Origin of the sequence: Sphingobacterium sp. Mn56C (assembly GCF_049319645.1) — a bacterium.
Taxonomy (GTDB): domain Bacteria; phylum Bacteroidota; class Bacteroidia; order Sphingobacteriales; family Sphingobacteriaceae; genus Sphingobacterium.
This window is the reverse complement of the sequence record NZ_JBMOUC010000001.1, coordinates 43,605-62,587: the sequence shown is the minus strand read 5'-3', so window position 1 is coordinate 62,587 and position 18,983 is coordinate 43,605. Positions and strand designations below refer to the sequence as shown.

At 40.5% G+C, this 18,983-nt stretch carries 17 protein-coding genes; 5 read left to right on the top strand and 12 right to left on the bottom strand.

Translation table 11 applies throughout. From position 1 onward, the window contains the following. Positions 1-62: 62 nt before the first annotated feature. The 9 genes from ACL9RF_RS00340 to ACL9RF_RS00300 form a co-directional block, all read right to left on the bottom strand. Positions 63-1,547, bottom strand: a complete 1,485-nt coding sequence (locus ACL9RF_RS00340) for a peptide MFS transporter (RefSeq protein WP_422798604.1) — start codon at positions 1,545-1,547, stop codon at positions 63-65. A 54-nt stretch (positions 1,548-1,601) separates the two neighbouring features. Continuing rightward, positions 1,602-3,380 (bottom strand): peptide MFS transporter, encoded by a 1,779-nt coding sequence (locus tag ACL9RF_RS00335; protein ID WP_422798603.1) that lies wholly within the window; start codon positions 3,378-3,380, stop codon positions 1,602-1,604. A gap of 114 nt (positions 3,381-3,494) precedes the next feature. Next, positions 3,495-5,066, bottom strand: a complete 1,572-nt coding sequence (locus ACL9RF_RS00330; RefSeq protein WP_422798602.1) for a peptide MFS transporter — start codon at positions 5,064-5,066, stop codon at positions 3,495-3,497. Positions 5,067-5,362: 296 nt separating this feature from the next. Continuing rightward, entirely contained in the window at positions 5,363-6,241 is an 879-nt protein-coding gene (locus tag ACL9RF_RS00325; protein WP_422798601.1) for a sugar phosphate isomerase/epimerase family protein, read from the bottom strand. Between the two features lie 37 nt (positions 6,242-6,278). Beyond that, positions 6,279-7,013 carry a (Fe-S)-binding protein gene (locus tag ACL9RF_RS00320; protein WP_422798600.1) on the bottom strand — a complete coding sequence of 245 codons (735 nt, stop codon included), beginning with the start codon at positions 7,011-7,013 and terminating at the stop codon, positions 6,279-6,281. Continuing rightward, complete coding sequence (locus tag ACL9RF_RS00315; protein ID WP_422798599.1) at positions 7,006-8,328, bottom strand: MFS transporter; 1,323 nt, start codon at positions 8,326-8,328, stop codon at positions 7,006-7,008. Before ACL9RF_RS00315 ends, ACL9RF_RS00320 begins: the two co-directional genes overlap by 8 nt. Positions 8,329-8,374: 46 nt before the next feature. Then, the gene (locus ACL9RF_RS00310; RefSeq protein WP_422798598.1) at positions 8,375-9,694 is read right to left on the bottom strand and encodes a D-alanyl-D-alanine carboxypeptidase; all 1,320 of its coding nucleotides are present in this window, start codon (positions 9,692-9,694) and stop codon (positions 8,375-8,377) included. A gap of 151 nt (positions 9,695-9,845) precedes the next feature. Further along, complete coding sequence (locus ACL9RF_RS00305; RefSeq protein WP_422798597.1) at positions 9,846-11,303, bottom strand: dicarboxylate/amino acid:cation symporter; 1,458 nt, start codon at positions 11,301-11,303, stop codon at positions 9,846-9,848. A 282-nt stretch (positions 11,304-11,585) separates the two neighbouring features. Further along, positions 11,586-11,936, bottom strand: coding sequence for a 4Fe-4S dicluster domain-containing protein (locus tag ACL9RF_RS00300; RefSeq protein WP_422798596.1), 351 nt, complete (start codon positions 11,934-11,936; stop codon positions 11,586-11,588). A 164-nt stretch (positions 11,937-12,100) separates the two neighbouring features. Here ACL9RF_RS00300 and ACL9RF_RS00295 point away from each other — a divergent pair, with 164 nt between their 5' ends. The 5 genes from ACL9RF_RS00295 (at position 12,101) to dnaJ (ending at position 15,901) form a co-directional block, all read left to right on the top strand. Continuing rightward, a complete protein-coding gene (locus ACL9RF_RS00295) occupies positions 12,101-13,114 on the top strand; it encodes an acyl-CoA reductase (RefSeq protein WP_422798595.1) in 1,014 nt (337 codons plus the stop codon). Positions 13,115-13,176: 62 nt separating this feature from the next. Further along, complete coding sequence (locus ACL9RF_RS00290; protein ID WP_422798594.1) at positions 13,177-13,380, top strand: fructose-6-phosphate aldolase; 204 nt, start codon at positions 13,177-13,179, stop codon at positions 13,378-13,380. A gap of 2 nt (positions 13,381-13,382) precedes the next feature. Further along, positions 13,383-14,063, top strand: a complete 681-nt coding sequence (locus tag ACL9RF_RS00285) for a cell division ATP-binding protein FtsE (protein WP_422798593.1) — start codon at positions 13,383-13,385, stop codon at positions 14,061-14,063. 140 nt (positions 14,064-14,203) lie between these two features. Next, the gene (locus ACL9RF_RS00280; RefSeq protein WP_422798592.1) at positions 14,204-14,737 is read left to right on the top strand and encodes a nucleotide exchange factor GrpE; all 534 of its coding nucleotides are present in this window, start codon (positions 14,204-14,206) and stop codon (positions 14,735-14,737) included. 12 nt (positions 14,738-14,749) lie between these two features. Next, the gene (dnaJ, locus tag ACL9RF_RS00275; protein ID WP_422798591.1) at positions 14,750-15,901 is read left to right on the top strand and encodes a molecular chaperone DnaJ; all 1,152 of its coding nucleotides are present in this window, start codon (positions 14,750-14,752) and stop codon (positions 15,899-15,901) included. Positions 15,902-16,548: 647 nt separating this feature from the next. On the opposite strand, the gene ACL9RF_RS00270 is transcribed toward dnaJ, so the two are convergent. From ACL9RF_RS00270 to pdxH, 3 genes are all read right to left on the bottom strand, one after another. Continuing rightward, a complete protein-coding gene (locus ACL9RF_RS00270) occupies positions 16,549-17,673 on the bottom strand; it encodes an NADH-quinone oxidoreductase subunit D (RefSeq protein ID WP_422799974.1) in 1,125 nt (374 codons plus the stop codon). A 75-nt stretch (positions 17,674-17,748) separates the two neighbouring features. Beyond that, the gene (locus ACL9RF_RS00265) at positions 17,749-18,240 is read right to left on the bottom strand and encodes an NADH-quinone oxidoreductase subunit C (protein ID WP_422798590.1); all 492 of its coding nucleotides are present in this window, start codon (positions 18,238-18,240) and stop codon (positions 17,749-17,751) included. Beyond that, on the bottom strand, positions 18,240-18,893 hold the full coding sequence (pdxH, locus tag ACL9RF_RS00260) for a pyridoxamine 5'-phosphate oxidase (protein ID WP_422798589.1): 654 nt from the start codon (positions 18,891-18,893) through the stop codon (positions 18,240-18,242). The genes ACL9RF_RS00265 and pdxH overlap by 1 nt, the downstream gene beginning before the upstream one ends. Positions 18,894-18,983 lie beyond the last annotated feature (90 nt).

Genomic DNA, 18,983 nt, shown 5'->3' with positions numbered 1-18,983 from the left:
AACAAAAATACTATTTTAAGCTTGCCTAAAAAATAGGCATATCGAATTAGCCTGCTTACGCATTAGCTAACACCGTTCATCAGCTTTTTAATAAATGGTGATATCACTACGAGAAGCACCCCCGCTACAACGGCATAAATCGCCAATTGCTGATACCCGTTGGTATACCCAATCAGTTTATCCATAGCCGAAGCATTTTCATCAGGTGACGACATTCCTGCGCCCAATAAACCCGCCCCGTACTGCCCATAGGCACTTGCCAAAAACCATAAACCCATCATCATGCCCCCAAGGCGCTTAGGTGAAAGTTTGGTAACCATAGAAAGGCCAATTGGTGATAGGCATAACTCGCCCAAGGTAACCGCTAGATACGCTAAAGTAAACACTTCCAAGGAGGTTTTACCATTTTCGTCGGCAAAGAAACGCGTTACATAAAAGAGATAATACGCCAAGCCCAACAACAAGAAACCTAAAGCAAATTTTATAACCGTATTGGGTTCAATTTTCTTTTTTGCCATAGCCAGCCATACTAAACCCAACAGCGGACTAAATATAATTACAAACAAAGAGTTTGCACCGTTATTGACCACATTCGGATCAATCTGCAAACCCAAAATATTGTGGTGTAAATTTTTATTTGCAAACAAGGCTAATGAACCTCCGGCTTGCTCAAAGATGGCAAAGAAAATAATGGAAAAGATAATCAAAATCAATGCTGCAACTAACTTTTGCTTAGCGGCGCCATCTTTTTCTTTTCCCAGCTGCATAAAGAAATAAATCAAAGCCAAAGGCCCGATGGTATACATAAATGCATCCGTATACCCCGTATTATTGATCATCAGGTAAATCAAAGGCAAACACAATAAGGCACCGATATACACCATCAGCTCCCTGCTTAATCTTTTTGCTGTTGGCAAAGCCTGCAAAGGGCTGTTACCAATAGGACCTAATAAATGTTTCGTTGCCATAAATATAACGACGCCAATAACCATAACAATCGCTGCTGCTAAGAAAGCATAGTTCCAAGAATATTCCTTGCCTAACCAAACACATAAAGCACCGCCCAATAAGGCACCAATATTTATACCCGAGTAAAACATACCAAAACCGGCGTCACGGCGGGCATCCCCCTCTTTGTACAAATCGCCTACCATAGACGACACATTCGGTTTAAAGAAACCTGTACCGATAATCGTTAACGTTATACCCACATAAAAGAAATCATGCGGAGAAATAGCTATTAACCCATTCCCGGCTATCATCAATACCCCTCCAAAGATTAAGGAGCGTTTAAAACCTAAAACCTTATCGGCAAAAATACCGCCTACAAAAGTAAAGGCATAGACAAAAGCCTGTATGGCTCCATATTTAAGGTTGGCTTCTTTATCAGCAAGAAACAACTGATCCACCATAAAAATCGTCAAGACCCCACGCATACCATAGAAACAGAACCGTTCCCACATTTCCACGAGAAACAAATACCACAGCTGCTTCGGGTATTTACCTTCAAAATTTTGGATCTCCTCTATTGTAATATCTTTAGACATAACCTATATAATTAAAAAATGCTCCCCAAAGGAAAGCATTTCTATTCAATTTTTCTATTTTACGCCGTGCATTAATTTTTTTATGAGCGGATTCAGTGCCATCACTAACAGGCCGGCGACAATGGGAACGACTGTAAATATCAGAAAGAAAGTACTTAAAGAATACTCTTTCGTAATGTTTTCAATCTCTCCACCGACAATAGCGGCCAATTTATTTCCGATTGCAATAGCGAGGTACCACATACCAAACATAAAACCTATCATACGTGCAGGCACCAACTTGGATACATAAGATAAACCCACTGGCGATAAACACAACTCGCCCAAGGTATGAAACAGGTAGGCCAATACCAACCAAATAAAGCTAATGCGCACACCTTCAGCAACACCGCTTGTTCCCAAAAACAAACACCCGAAACCCAGTGCCATAATAACTAACCCCAATCCGTATTTCACTGCTGCAGGCGGGTTGTATTTAGAATCCCAAACACGCGACACAATCGATGCCAGTGAAATAATAAAAAATGAGTTTAATGTACTAAAGAAGGACACTGTAATTTCCGAAGTCTCCGACAACAATTCACGTTGCAACATCCAGATCGCCACGCCCCAGACACCCACAAAACACAAAGCCAAAACTACATTCGACATTAAGGCTTTTTTATACGTCTGTTTGGCCAATAGTATTAAAACATAGGAAATAAATAATAAAGGAACTACGGTCAACAAGGTATTCACTACGTTAAAAATGACCTTGGTATTCCCTTCTAACGCTCTATCTACATTATCACGGGCAAAGATTACCAATGAAGAGGCGCCCTGTTCAAACGACATCCAAAAGAATACCACGAAAAAAGCAAAGATAATTACCGCAATCATACGGTCGCGTACCACCTTCGTATAGTTTAACAACCTTTTTATAACCACCACAAAGAATAAAACCAAGGCAAGAATAATTACAAAATTTTGCCCGGAAATATTGTAAAAAGAGAAATCAAATAAATTGATCTGCGCTATTTTCGTTAACGGATCATTAAATGCATAACCTAAACCCAAAATGGTCATTGCCGCGATCAACAACGTATCCACCAAGGTAAAAGGATTTGGTTTCTCACCAGGTTCATACATTGCCGCCTGCTTCGCCTTTGCATCCACCGATTTATCCGGTACAGAGCCAATACTACCAAACAGCGGTTTTGCCATCCAGAACTGTAAAGTACCCAATAACATAAATATACCAGCAAGTCCGAACCCCCAGTGCCAGCCAATCTTTTCGGCCAGGTAACCACACAACATCATTCCAAAGAAAGCGCCAGCATTTACCCCCATATAAAATATCGTATAGGCAGCATCCTTTTTCTGCGGAAACTTCTTGTACATTTCAGAAAGGATTGACGTCATATTAGGTTTAAAGAACCCCGTTCCGATTACCAAACATCCTAGACCAAGGTACAGGAACAGCGGTGTATCCAGGGCCATAAAAGCATGCCCTAAAGTCATAATAATCGAACCGATTACGACAGCCCAACGGTAACCCACATATTTATCTGCAATAATACCCCCGAAAATCGGCGTGATATACAACAACATGGCGTAGGTACCATACAAGGCGGCGGCATTTTCTGCCGACCAACCCCATCCCGGATTAGAGCCCAATACGGCAGCGGTAAGAAATTGGATTAATAATACACGCATTCCATAAAAGGAAAAACGCTCCCACATTTCCGTAAAAAACAACACAAAAAGCCCTGATGGATGGCCTAAAACCATTTTCCCATCCACCCCTTGCCTTTCTAATTCTTCTGAAAAAGAAGCTTCTGATACTTTATTCATATAGTAATAATTTCGCTTTTTAGCAGCCCAAAAATACAATTTAACTTTAAAAACACCCTTCTAATTCGCCTGGTAAATCGAATAAACGTAACCTTCACCAAAATCGATTAAGTCTTACCTTATGCCATGCATCATTTTTCGTAAAAACGGACTAAGAATCAACAAAAGAACTGCGGCAGCAATTGGCAGTCCGGCGATAATCAAAAAGAAGGTAGACATGGAATACATTTCCGTGATTTTATCAATTAGGCCACCACTGAAACCAGCTAATTTATTAGCGATAGCAGAGGCTAGAAACCAAAAACCAAAGATTAACCCCAAGAATTTTTTTGGAGAGAGTTTACTCATATACGACAAGCCGACGGGCGAAACACAAAGCTCGCCTGTAGTATGAAAGAAATACGCCAATATTAACCAGATCATACTAACCGAAGCGGTAGCCGCCCCCGAAGGAATACTCATACTGCCATAAGAAAGCGCTAAGAAGCCAACGCCAACTGAAATCAACCCTAAAGCAAATTTCACAGGTCCTGAAGGATTCCATACCTTCTCCCAAAACCTGCTAAAAGACGAAGCCAGGGTAACAATAAAAAATGCATTTAATATCTGGAACCAGGCCACAGTTACCTCCGTAACTTCCGAAGTAAACTCACGATGCACCTTCCACAACCCCAAGATTACGATCGAGAAAAACGAAATCAGCGTAAAAATAATCGTTAACGGATACTGCTTAAATATCTTATTGGCCAATTTAAGCAACACATAAGTTACTATAAATATGGGAAGGATAGTAAGCCCAGCGTCTACCCATTTAAAGGTTGTTCCAGCCGTACCTTCCAAGACCCGTTGCGTATAATTTTTAGCAAAAATAGTCATGGAGCCCCCCGCCTGTTCAAACGCTAAAAAGAAAAATACGCTGGCAATAATTAAAACAGCAACCACTATTAAACGATCCCGAACCACATGAGGTTCATTTTTCACCTCCTCAATAGCGGCATTAGGGTCTATATTTTTCTTGGGTTTATCACCAATAACGCCAAAAATATGCTGACCAAAATAAAACTGTAGCATACCAAAAAACATAAACACACCAGCCAGGCCAAAGCCATAATGCCATCCAATTTTCTCGCCAATATATCCACATAACATGGAACCTAAGAAAGAACCCGCATTAATACCCATATAAAAGACGGTATAGCCCGCATCTTTCTTTGCCGAATTATCCGGATACAATTGCCCCACCATAGACGAAATATTCGGTTTAAAAAGGCCATTCCCTAAAATCATTAACCCCAAACCGATAAAGAAAAACAGTTTACTCTCGCCTTCGAGCGCCATAGAAGCATGGCCTAATGTCATGATTAAAGCCCCTAAAAGTATGGCTTTCTTGTACCCCGTAACCCTATCCGCTATCAAACCCCCAATCAGCGGTGTGGCATATACCAGCCCCGTATACCAGCCATACAAGTTCAAGGCCTCAGCATTTGTCCAACCCCAACCATTTTTGGCCACTTCAGAAATTAAAAACGTAACCAATAAGGCCCGCATACCATAAAAACTGAAACGCTCCCACATTTCGGTAAAAAACAGAACAAATAAACTAGCAGGATGTCCTAAAACCATTTTGTTGTCCACGCCACGTTTGGCCAAATGATCTATTAATACATCATCCTTTTCTTCAATCATAAATTTAGACTATTGTATATGTTATCCTAGAATTTAATTAACAAAGAAACTAATTTTTATCGATTTTTTCTCCTTATTATAGAATAGTTACAAAGTATAGGCAGCTTTTTTAGTAAATTATTTGGCAAAACCAAATAATAGCTAGGCAGAAAACCTGTAAAGCTTTGATCATAAAGCATATTAATAATACTTCTAAAGAATAGATATTATCACATTAGGCATAAAAAAACGAACTATTATTTAATAAGAAATAACAGCTCGCCAAGAAATATCAAAAAATAGTAAACCCTTAAAAGCTACCGAAAGCGTTCCAACAAAGCTTTAGTTGCCAAAATACCCTCCGGCTCACTCAAGCGGTTCCCTTCATATTCAATACCGATATACCCCCTAAAACCTGCGTTTTTAATAATTTCCATCATACGCACATAATCGATATTTTTTTCGTTACCCATGTCGTCAAAGTCATTGGTTTTTGCACTCACCCCTTTCGCAAAAGGCATTAAATCCTTAACCCCCTGATAGCGGTCATATTCGTAGAAGTTTCCCAAATCAGGCAGTGCGCCACAATTATTTTTTCCAACACCTTTAAGTACCGCCGCTAACCAATCGCCATGCGAGGATATACCGCCATGGTTTTCTACAATAACATTAATTTTGCTTTTCTCTGCATAATCCGCTAAAGTCGACAAACTCTCCTGCACCCGTTTAGCAAGCTCCTCCTTGCTACCCTGACCTGCGGCATTCACGCGAATAGCACCACAGCCTAAATACGTAGCCGCGTCAATCCATTTATAATGATTTTCTACCGCCACTTTACGCTTTTTCTCGTCGGCATTACCTAAGTCGCCCTCCCCATCTACCATAATCAAAACATTCCGCACCCCATTTGATTTCGCCCTATCATTAAGATCCTTCAAGTACGTAAAATCTTTGGCTTTATCTTTAAAAAATGAATTAACATACTCTACGCCAAAGATACCATACTTCTTTGCTGCCAACTCCGGGAAGTCAATATTTTTCAGATCACCCTTAAACAAAGTTCGATGCAAAGACCATTCGGCTAAGGAAATATCAAACCAAGCTTTTTTGCCGGCAAAAAGATCCAGATTAGGGGCAATCACTAAACCTGCAGTAGCTAAGCCCAGGGTTTTTAGAAAATCTCTTCTAGCGTTCATAATTGTATGTATAAAGGTTTATAATAATGATGTCACCTTATATATTAGCCCATCCCGAGGTAAGCACATCCACTAAGTGCATTGTTTTTATCGGAATATCATGTTTATCAATATAAGCTTTTAATTGCAATAAACAGGAAGCATCCGTAGAGATAATATAATCAGCCTGTACCGCCTGTGCACTTTTCACCTTCTGCTCGGCCATTGCAGCAGATATCCCTTCAAACTTCACGGCAAATGTACCCCCAAAACCACAACATACCTCCTGCCCCTCCATGTCCACAATTTCAAGTCCTCCTACCTTAGATAATAGCTGTCGCGGTTCACTTTTAATCTTACAATCGCGTAATGCTGCGCAAGAATCATGGTACACCGCAGTTCCCACCAACTCGGCACCAAAATAATCGCGCTTAAGCACATTCACCAAAAAATCCGAGATTTCATAAATATGCTGCTGTACGGATCGGCAATTTGTATGCCCCTGCGCCTGCGTAAAAAGGTCATTGTAACCTTTTTTTACCATGCCTGTGCAAGAGGCAGAAGGCGACACAATATACTGTTCGCCCGTAAAGCTCTCCAAAAAACTCGCTCCGACCTCCTGAGCTTCGTCCCAGAACCCCGCATTGTAGGCCGGCTGCCCACAGCAGGTCTGCTCACTATTATACGTTACATCACAGCCCGCATACGACAACAACTTAATGGTATTAAAGGCCGTTTCGGGATATAATTGATCCATAAAACAGGGTATAAACAACTCTACTTTCTTATCCATCAGACATCTGTTTTAAAAGGGTATTAAATTTCAACGCTCTGCCAAGCAGCACAAAACCAAGGATAAAAAATACCGACAAGGATACGGCCGAATAGCGTATATTATGGGTTAACTGTTCAATAAAAGCAAAACTTACTAAACCGACTACAATACCAAGTTTTTCAGTAATATCATAAAAGCTAAAAAAGGAAGTGGTATCTTCCAGGTTTTTAGGTAATAATTTAGAATAGGTAGAACGCGATAAAGACTGTATTCCACCCATCAATAAACCCACCATAAATGCCAGTGCATAAAATTGGGTGGCACTATTTAAGTAATAAGCCATAATACAAATACCAGCCCATAATACCGTTACCAGCATTAAGACCTTAATATTCCCCCATATAGCGGCCAGCTTAGACATCACAAAAGCCCCCAATATAGCCACCAGCTGAATTAAAATAATCGTAGCGATTAAAGTTTCCTGAGCCAAGTCCAGCTCCTTTTGTCCGAACATGGTTGCCACCACCATAATTGTCTGTACCCCTACAGAATTAAAGAAATAGGCCGGCAGAAAGCGTCGGATTCCTTTATTCTTTTTAATCTGCGCCCACACCGTTAAAAACTCCATTCTTACCCGATGCTGCAGTCCAACCCCCAACGCATGCGTAGAAGGCTTATTGTTGGGTAAAACCGAAAAAGGAATTAACGAAAAACCTAACCACCATAGGCCAACCAACAGAAAGGATAAACGTGCCGGAAAAGAAGGATCTACAATACCAAACCAAGCAGGTTTTAATACAAAAACAAAACATATAACCTGTATAACCACACAACCCACATAGCCATAAGCAAAGCCCTTAGCACTAACGGCATCCTGTTGGTCTGGCGTAGCAATTTCCGGAAGGTACGAATTGTTTACCGCGACACCACCGATATATCCCATAGCCGCCAGTGTAAAACAGATAATTCCCCATTCCAGCGTATTCAGCTTAAAGAAAAATAAGCCCATACAAGCAATAGCCCCCAAATAAGTGAAAAATTTCATCACCTGCATTTTTTTACCATTGGCATCCGCAAAAGCGGATAAAAATGGCAATGCCAATACCATAATCAAGTAGGCAAATGCCAAGGCATAATTAGACAAGACCGTATTAATAATAGGTATACCAAAGAAGGACACCAGATCATCACCGGCATCTTTAGACTGGGTGATGACAATATAATAGATCGGAAAAATTGTAGATGTAATAACCAGATTATACGCCGAATTTGCCCAATCAAACATGGCCCAGGAGCGTATCAGCTTTTTGTCATTCTTCTTAAATTCGCGCATAACGGTTCTATGAAATGCGAATATAATAATTAATTAAGCTAAGTTTTTAATAATTCTGCCGGAGGAAGGTCATGATATTGACAAGCTCCCGCCTTACTGTACTGGCATTATTACGGAAATTATTGTTCAGGAAAGAAAATGCAAAACGCCGTCCAGACCGCGTTATCAGGTAACCCGACTGGCAATATACCGTTCTTAACGTTCCCGTTTTCGCCCATACAAAAGGCTCCCCCTGGTCGAGCATATACGCCCTCCGCAATGTACCATCTACGCCACCAGTAGGAAAAAAATGGTACCGCTCGGTATCATCGGGAACAATTTCATTAATCGCTAAAAGCAATTCGATCATGCTTCGTGGCGACACTTTATTGAAAATAGATAAGCCAGAACCATCAAATAAGTTAACCTGGTCTTGAAATTGGGTGTAATAATCGCGCTGCATGTCTACACGTAAAGAATCGGTATAAAAGCCATTGTACTTTCGCTCCGACGCGATCATCGTAAGCTGCTCTGCCAGAAAATTATCACTCGGCAACATCATATCGCGTAGTAAGGCATTTCGCGGTGCCGAATATAAGGTTTTCACATCGTCGGGTTTAGCAACATCCAGCAGCATCGACACTTCCTTTTTTAGGGTATCCTGCAGAAGGGATACTAAGAGCGTATCCGACCATATAAAAGGTTTCGTAGCATAGTATGATTTAGGCACGTTTACGCTATTCATTTCAAAGGTATTGCTGTATCGTTTACGCTGTAAACTAAAGTACTTGCTTTTGCTGTGTCGAACTTCTACATAACGCTCAAAATACGATGGAAAAGATATCACAGAACGCCCCTGCGCCTTGAACCGTACGACATTACCATAAATTGGAAACGTGGCCACCTCCGGTTGATAATAGGCATTATAGTCGGCTGCAGACCACCCCTCGCGGTAGGCCGGTTCTGAGGCCTGCTGCCTAACATAAAACAACTTTTTATCGCTATTTTTCAAAAAATCATAAACCCTGCGGGTATCCAGTTTGGGATGTAGAAAGGTAGGATCGCCCGTTCCCCAAAATAAGAGGGAATCACCCTTTTCGATATACTCTATTCCTGGTATAGAATCGCCAATAACTTTTAACGAAGTAAATAAGGTAAACACCTTGGTATTGGATGCCGGTGTAAAGGGTAGATCTTCTTTAATCCCGTACACAAATTTATTACTATCTAAATCGTACAAGCTAAAACCATAATAATGCCTGTTAAGCACATTAGAATGCGAAAACATAACATCTAAGGGTTTAAACTCTTGCACTTGAGCAAACGTTGTTTGCAGATTGAAAAAAGCTAGAAGAAGGCTAACGTAGTACGGGTATTTTAATTTCATTACGGCAATATAAAAAAAACAACAGCATAAACATTAACGTAATCCTTTTAATATTTAGTATACACTTAAAAAATTGGACCTGTAGCGGTAACAACAAAAGCAGCCCCAAAATTAAGGACTGTTTTTGTTGTTAACATGAAAATAGTATTTTTTAATCCAGATCGGCAGGGGCATCTTTTAAGAAATCAGGATTCTTAGAGGCATGCTCATCGAATTCGCCCTCCCATTTAGAAACCACCACCGTTGCCAAACAATTACCGATAACATTCACAGAAGTTCGCGCCATATCCATCAACTCGTCTATACCTAAAATTGCGGCAATAACAAATGTTGGCAGACCAAATTGGTCGGCAGTAGCAATCAAAACAATAAGGGAGGCACGAGGCACAGCCGCCACACCCTTAGAGGTAATCATTAAGGTGAAAGCCATTAACAACTGTTGGCTTATAGACAGGTGTATTCCTGCCGCTTGCGCAACAAATATAGAGGCTAAAGAAAGATACAACGAGGTTCCATCCAGGTTAAAGCTGTATCCAGTAGGAATTACGAAAGACACAATTTTTCGAGGCACACCAAACTTTTCCATGTTTTCCATAGCCTTCGGTAATGCTGCATCGGAACTTGTTGTAGCAAATGCTATGGATACAGGTTCTTTAATAGCCTGAATAAACTGCTTTATCGGCACCTTTAAATAAAGTGCAACGGGAAGAAGGATGAGTAATAAAAAACAGATTAAAGCTATATATAAACTCATTAAAAGCATAAACAGGTTTTTCAGGATATCGACCCCTAAGTGACCAACCGTATACGCCATCGCAGCCCCCACGCCTATAGGTGCAAAAAGCATCACCAAATTTGTAAATTTGAACATAGCCTCGGCCAAACTTTCGGTAAAATCTACCAAAGGTTTTCGCTTCTTCATCGGAACCATAGCCAGACCTATACCAAACAGAACCCCAAAAATTACAATCTGCAAGACTTTATTTTCATACACCGATTTGACAATATTCTCTGGGAAGGTATCTCGGATAAAGGTATTAAATTTAAAAACCCAATGTACACTTTCGTCGATATGATCCAACACTTTTTGATCTGCCACGGCAATAGCAGAGGTCGTAGGTAATTCCTCATGCGGCATATGCGCCACATCTACGCCCACTCCAGCTTTGGTAATGTTGATTACCAAAAGACCAATAAAAATTGCACAGGTGGTCGCACAAAAGAAGTATAACATGGACTTCCAGGCCATACGGCCTACAGATTTCAGATCCGAATGACCCGCAATACCAAAGACGAGGGTCGCAAAGAGTATAGGACCTACAATAGTTTTCACTAACTTAATAAACCCTTGGCTCAAGGGATGTAAAGCAATAGCTAAATCGGGGAAATCTAATCCCACAAATACCCCTAAAATTAAACAGGTTATAATCCAGGTGGTAAGATTCTTACGTACAAATGCATTAAGAACGAGCGCTGCAGCAGTAACCCATCTTACAATCATCATAACGGAAGCAGGAATACCGAATAAATCGAATTCATAAAACAGGGTTATAATAATTGCAATAGTGATTATAACGAGCGTTAGGTAACCAATATTTTTTTTAGTCATTCAATTATTTATTTATTTTGACATCTACAAATGTAAAAAAATCTACCTGCAAAGCAAACAAAAAGAAAGGATGCGGGCGTAGAGGATAGAGAAAACTGGTATATTATAAACACATAAAAACCTTGTAAACAAAATATTAAAACCTAAATAGCCGCAAAAAATAATAAATTTGTTGCAACAACTAATTGCATAAACAAGATCTTTTACCGGCACAGCCAAAAACAAATAAAGGCCATCTAAAATATAGATGGCCTTTATAGTAAGCGGGTAGTATGCGCAGCATTATTCCGCGTGTAACCACGCTTTCTTCGCTAATAATTCTTCTTCTGTTTCTACAATATCTTCATCTTCCACACAGCAATCTACCGGACATACTGCCGCACACTGTGGTTCATCATGAAAACCTACACATTCTGTACATTTATCAGATACTATATAATACACCTCATCAGAGATTGCATCTTGCGATGCCGCAGCATCTAAAGTAACGCCATCTCCAAAGTCTATAACACCTTCCAAAGCTGTTCCGTCTGCAAATTTCCAGGGAACACCGGCATCATATATAGCATTGTTAGGGCATTCCGGTTCACAAGCCCCGCAATTAATACACTCGTCAGTAATTTTTATCGCCATTTATAACCTCACAATTATAATAAATAAACTAATTTTGTATGTCAAATTTAAAGATTGTAACGTTACTTTCTTAAAAAAAGTATATCAATCTAGTGGGCAATACCCTTTTTTGACAGTGCAAAGATAATCGAAAATTACAAGAGAACGATTCTAAATAAAATATTTTGACAAAGAACGAACGAATATGGGCATTTGCCAAACTTGGCGAATGGATGCGTAACCTAGACGAAGATACCCGGGCATTTTTACAAAATGTGCAGTATAAGAACCCCTGGTATACACCAACAAACGTACATAAGCAGCTTGAAGTATTGGGCAATACCCTGACAGAAGAAAGGTTACAAGCCTGGCTAGCCCCCTATGCGGCCCCTGCAACCGATAAAATTGTAGGCTTAGTGTTGGCAGGAAATATCCCTTTAGTTGGTTTCCATGATATACTCAGCACACTTATCATGGGTTTTACGGCACAATTAAAAGTTTCCTCTGATGATGCTGGTTTGAGCACAATGGTACTTCGAAAGCTGGTTGAGCTTGCTCCGGCGTTTGGAGAAAAGGTGCAATGGGTAGATCGGTTAAGTAACTTTGATCTGGTAATCGCGACGGGATCCAATAATTCGGCTCGCTATTTCGAATATTATTTCGGCAAAAAGCCACATATTATTCGCAAAAACAGAAATTCAATAGCCGTACTTTCGGGTGAAGAAACGGTACAGCAGATTGAAAATTTAGGCCATGATATTTTCGATTACTTTGGCTTGGGATGCCGCTCGGTTTCTAAGATTTTTATTCCTGATGGCTATGATATAGCGAAATTTTACGAACCCCTTGAGCGCTATAAAACCCTCAACGAGCATTTTAAGTATAACAATAACTACGATTACAACAAGTCTATTTACCTGATAAATGGTGAAAAGCATTTCGATAATGGTTTTTTACTGCTTAAAGAGGATGAACATACGGCTTCTCCATTGGCCGTGGTGTTTTTCGAGTATTACGATACCCTAGCCGCTGTAGAAGCGAAATTAAATGCGCAACAGGAGGCAATACAGTGTGTGCTTTCGGAAACAAAATTACAGATCCAGAGCCCTCAGTTTTCTTTTGGTGGAAGTCAAGCGCCGGCTTTAGACGATTATGCTGACGGTGTTAATACGCTGGATTTTTTGGCGAACAACCAATAAATAACAAATATAATCGTTTATAAAAGGATGTCAATTCATAAAAAATTCTAACTTTGTTTGCTATGTATGTAATAAAAGTAAAAGGTGTAGCTAAAATCCCTGATTATGTGCAATTAAGAGATGACTCATTTACTTTATTGGCATATTTCAGAGTCGATAGACCCGATAAATCGCTAGATAAAATTGGTCTTGGAGACAAAGCAGCACAAATTATGCAATTGGTTAACGAACTGCCTTTTGGTCAAATCAAAAAAATTGAATTTTAATAATGGCAAATAATACGGTAATACGACTTAAGAATGTAGATATTTACCAACAGAAACACTTGGTATTGTCGAACACAAACTTAGAAATTGCGCAAGGCGAGTTCCTTTACCTCATTGGTCAATCGGGAACCGGTAAGAGTAGTCTTTTGAAAATAATCTATGGCGACTTATATATTGCCAATGGCGAAGGCTTAGTTGCAGGCTTTGATCTTAAAAAATTAAAAGAAAATGAAGTTCCGTACCTAAGACGTAAGCTGGGTATTGTTTTCCAGGACTTTCACTTGCTAAACGACCGTACAGTAGAAAAAAACTTGGAATTTGCGCTTCGGGCTACGGGATGGACCGACAAGGGCTTGATTAATGCTCGCATGACAGATGTTCTCGAAAAAGTAGGTCTACGCTCTAAATTAACTAAAATGCCACACGAACTTTCGGGTGGTGAGCAGCAGCGTGTGGTTATTGCGCGGGCCTTGTTAAACGACCCGGAGATTATCCTTGCCGATGAGCCTACCGGAAACTTAGACCCAGCAACTTCAGAAGAAATTGTGTTGCTACTACGGGACATTGCGTCTGCAGGAACGGCCGTATTGATGGCCACACACGATTACCAGATAATCCGTAATATGCCGGCACGAATTCTACAAACTGCCGACGGTGCATTGCATGACAATGTAAGCATCTAATAACTGACAAATATTACTGTAATCCGACATTTTGTAGCTGTTTTTTGTTAAAACACTGACAGGATGTCGGATATTTTATAATGGCAAAATTTTTGACTCGCGTATCTAGATTTTTTAGATACATTAAATTTAGGGGGATAATGAACGAACAAGAAAATATTCAAGACGAAAACTTAGCACAGGAAACTGCGCCTGAGCAAGAAACGCAAGAAACCGTTGAAGCTACAGCGGAAGAGGTGCTTACGGCACAGTTAGCCGAAGCAAATGATAAATATGCGCGCTTGGCAGCTGAATTTGATAACTACAGAAAACGTACATCTAAAGAACGTGTAGAACTTATTCAAACGGCCGGACAAGCGGTTATTGCTAAACTATTGCCGGTATTAGACGACTTTGATCGTGCTCTACATGTAATGGCGTCTTCTCAGGATGTAGAATCGGTGAAGCAGGGTGTAGAGTTGATCTCGAACAAATTCCGAAAAGTATTAGAAAATGAAGGCCTTAAGGAAATGCAGGTTGTTGGTGAACCCTTTGATGCGGATTTCCAAGAGGCTATTACGGCTATTCCAGCACCTACTGAAGACCTTAAAAATAAGGTTATCGATGTATTAGAAAAAGGATATTCATTAAACGATAAAGTAATCCGTTTTGCCAAAGTGGTGATTGGGCAATAAGAAGAAAAAGGCATGTCAAAAAGAGATTATTATGATGTATTAGGCGTATCGCGCCAGGCGGATGCTGCAGAGATTAAATCGGCATACCGTAAGCTTGCGATTAAGTTTCACCCGGATAAAAATCCAGGTGATAAAGAAGCCGAGGAGAATTTTAAGGAGGCTGCTGAAGCTTATGAGATTTTAAGCAATGCCGACAAAAAGGCACGTTACGACCAGTTTGGCCATGCCGGTAATGGCGCAGGTTTTGGCGGCGGTGGCGGTGGCATGAATATGGACGACATATTCAGCCAGTTTGGCGATATCTTCGGCGGCGGCAGTCCATTCGAAAGTTTCTTCGGTGGTGGTGGTCGTTCTAGCGCTGGCCGTCGTGTACAAAAAGGTAGCAACCTTCGTATTAAGGTGAAACTTACGTTAGAAGAAATTGCTAAAGGCGTAGAAAAAAAGGTAAAAGTAAATAAAAAGGTGGTATGCCATAGCTGTGATGGTTCTGGCGCTAAAGATAAATCTTCCGTTCATACCTGTAGCACCTGTGGTGGTGCGGGTTCGGTACGCCGGGTAACCAATACCATCTTAGGCCAAATGCAAACGACAAGCACCTGCCCTACCTGTAACGGAGAGGGTGTTGAAATTACCGCTAAATGTACAACCTGTAAAGGTGAGGGCTTAGAAAAAGGCGAAGAGACTATTTCTATTAATATTCCTGCGGGTGTTAGTGAGGGCATGCAACTTTCGATGAGTGGCAAAGGTAATGCAGCACCGCGTGGAGGTATCCCTGGTGATTTAATTATCTTGGTGGAGGAAACAACACACGAAACCTTGAAAAGAGATGGCATCAATGTTATATACGATTTATATATCAACTTTGCGGATGCCGCTTTAGGTACTAGTGTTGAAGTTCCTACTATCGACGGTAAAGCGAAAATAAAAATTGAACCAGGAACACAGGGAGGAAAAATCCTGCGTCTTAAAGGCAAGGGAATCCCAGAAGTAAATTCTTACCATAAGGGAGATCAATTAATCTACGTGAATACATGGACGCCAAAAGCGGTGTCGCCTGAAGAACGCGAGATTTTGGAAAAACTTAAAGGTTCGGCCAACTTTAAACCGCAACCTGGTAAAAATGAAAAATCATTCTTCGAAAGAATTAAAGAATATTTTGAGTAATTAAAAAGCTGTTCTCTAAACCGGAGAACAGCTTTTTAGTTTTATTATCCATCTTTTAAAAGTCTGGCTAATGCAGCCATAAAGGGTTCAGCAAAAACTTTGCTGAGTAGCTGATGGACTGTGGCTAAGAACAGGAAAATGCTTCCCCTACTTGCACCTGCTAGCTTATAACCGAGCTGAACCAGATTATTCAATTTCTTACAGAACCCATACCGACATAACCTGGATTACGGAACCGTACATTTACGGATTTACTTATTTTCCTATTTAAATAGTTCGTATTATATATGAACCGGTTTGTGGTTGAAGCATTCAAGACCTTAACAGCGTAGTATCCTTTCCAGAGAAACAATAGTTAAAGGGAAGCCATATAGGTAAGCTATAGCCTGCATAGGTTAAAGTTTTCAGGCAACAGTATATACCTATTGGAAGGACTTTTGAACAATAATTAGGCATCGTGCTCAAGGGCAAGATGCTATTTGTTATGACATGGTTTTGGACTGGCTCCTATAAAAAGAGAAAAGCCTACAGCAGGGCTGCTGTAGACTTCCTATTAACCAATTATAAACTTAAATTATGAGAACACAAATATACATACTCTATGTCTAAACATCAAATTTTTAATGCGTTTTTTTGCATTTTTTAACCTATCTATCGACTTCTCCCAAAACGATATCCAAGGAGCCTAAAATGGCAATTAAATCGGCAATCAAAACACCCTTACCCAATTCCGGTAAGACCGAAAGATTATTAAAACTTGGCCCTCGCGCTTTTAAACGTCGTGGTATATCTGTTTTTTCCTGAGTTTCAAAATAAAAACCCAACTCACCTTTAGGGTTTTCTGCACGTACATAATAATTTTGAGCCTTCAGATTTACCTTTTTAGGTACCAGTGCGCGCGGGTCAAAATCTGGCAAACGCGCAAAGTCCGACATTAGGCGGTCCAGACATTGTTCTATAATCTTAAGGGATTCATAAATCTCATCTACACGAACTTTATAGCGGTCCCAGGAGTCCCCAACCGCACCCATCTCCCCCTTGCCGATTGGTATTTCAAAATCCAGCTCGGGGTAAACAGAATATGCATCCACACGTCTTAAATCCCATCGTATACCCGAGGCCCGTAACATCGGACCTGAACAGCCGTAATTTATAGCTACATCAGCAGGGAGTACGCCAATATTTGCTGTACGGGAAATAAATATCTGATTGCTCGACAGCAAGTCGTCCAACTCCTTCAATTTGGGTTTAAAATAGGCCACAAATTCCTTGCAGCGCTCTTCAAAACCAACCGGTAGATCATAAAACAAACCTCCAACCCAGATATAGTTGTATAACATCCGAGAACCCGATGCCCATTCCAACATATTCATAATATGCTCGCGGTCTCTAAAACACCACATAAAAGGTGTAAATGCTCCAATATCTATACCATAGGTACCTATGGCGATTAAATGCGAGGCAATTCGATTTAGTTCACATACCAGCACACGGATATACTCAATCCGCTTCGGTATTTTATCGGCAATGCCCAGCATACGCTCAACGCCCATTACAAAAGCATGGCTATTATTCATAGAGGCCAGGTAATCCAGGCGGTCGGTAAAAGGAATACTCTTGCCATAATTCATCGCCTCGGCATGTTTATCAAAACAACGATGTAAATACCCCAGATGCGGGATAATATCCTTAACAATTTCACCATCGGTAATTAACTCCAGCCGCAAAACACCGTGCGTAGAGGGGTGCTGTGGTCCCATATTAATGACCATCTCTGTAGCACCTACCTGCGAAATTCTTTCTAAATAGTCTTGGTAAGCTTGCTTGTACTTATTTTCCATCCTATATTAACTTTTTAGACTAATACCATGATAACTATCAGGATCCTGGTAATCCTTTCGTAAGGGGTACCCCTCCCAATCATCGGGCAGTAAAATGCGACGCAAATCGGGATGCCCTGTAAAGAATATCCCCATTAAATCGAAGGCCTCACGCTCATGCCAATCGGCGGTACGCCACACAGAACTTACAGAAGGTACTTCTGGTAGATTATCTTGGGCCCTATCCTGCATAGGCAACTCAACACGCAAGGTTAATTGGCGCTGATATGGAATAGAAGCCAGATTATAGACTACTGCAAATCGATCTTCAGGTGCATAATCTACCGCGGTAATATTGGAAAGAAAGTCAAAATAAAATGCTTCGTGATCACGAAGCCATAAACATAAAGGCAAAAGGATGGATTTATCGACCACCAATGTATCCTGCAGACCATGTGGCACAGCAGACAGCAGTTCTCCACCGAACTGCTGTATTATTGCATCTAAATCTAAATTCATTAAGGTGCTAATCTATTAAGTTGCCAATCGCCTTGCTCCCATACATAAACCAATCTATCGTGCATACGCGAGCTTCTACCCTGCCAAAACTCAAAATAAATTGGTTTGACAATATACCCCCCCCAGTGCAACGGACGAGGAATATCCTCCTGTTCGGCATACTGTTTTGCATAATAATCAAAGCGCTCTTCAATAAAATTACGATTTGGAATAAACTGACTTTGCGGCGAGGCCCAAGCTCCGATACGACTACCCTTCGGTCGAGAGGCATAATAAGCGTCCGAATCTTCGGCAGGTAATTTTTCAATAGTCCCTAAAACACGCACTTGACGCTGCAATTCGGGCCAAAAAAACAATAAACTAACCTGAGCGGAGTACGCCATATCCATCGCTTTTTTGCTTTCATAATTAGTAAAAAAGCTAAAACCAGTGGCTTTAATATCTTTTAACAATACAATACGTGAAGAAGGGAAACCATCGGCATCGACTGTAGCCAACACCATAGCATTAGGCTCTACAACCGCAGCATCTATAGCCTGGTCGAACCAGCTTTTAAACTGATGAAAGGGATTTTTATCGACATCACTTTCCAAAAGTGTACCCTTAGCATAATCTTCCCGAATAGCGGCTATGTCTTTATGTTCAATTGCCATATGTATATCTAAGTTAACTAGACAAACTTACTAAAACCCCCGTAAAACATTGTCATGTTTAGGGCCTTTTTACGGCTTTGTTTCCTAAAG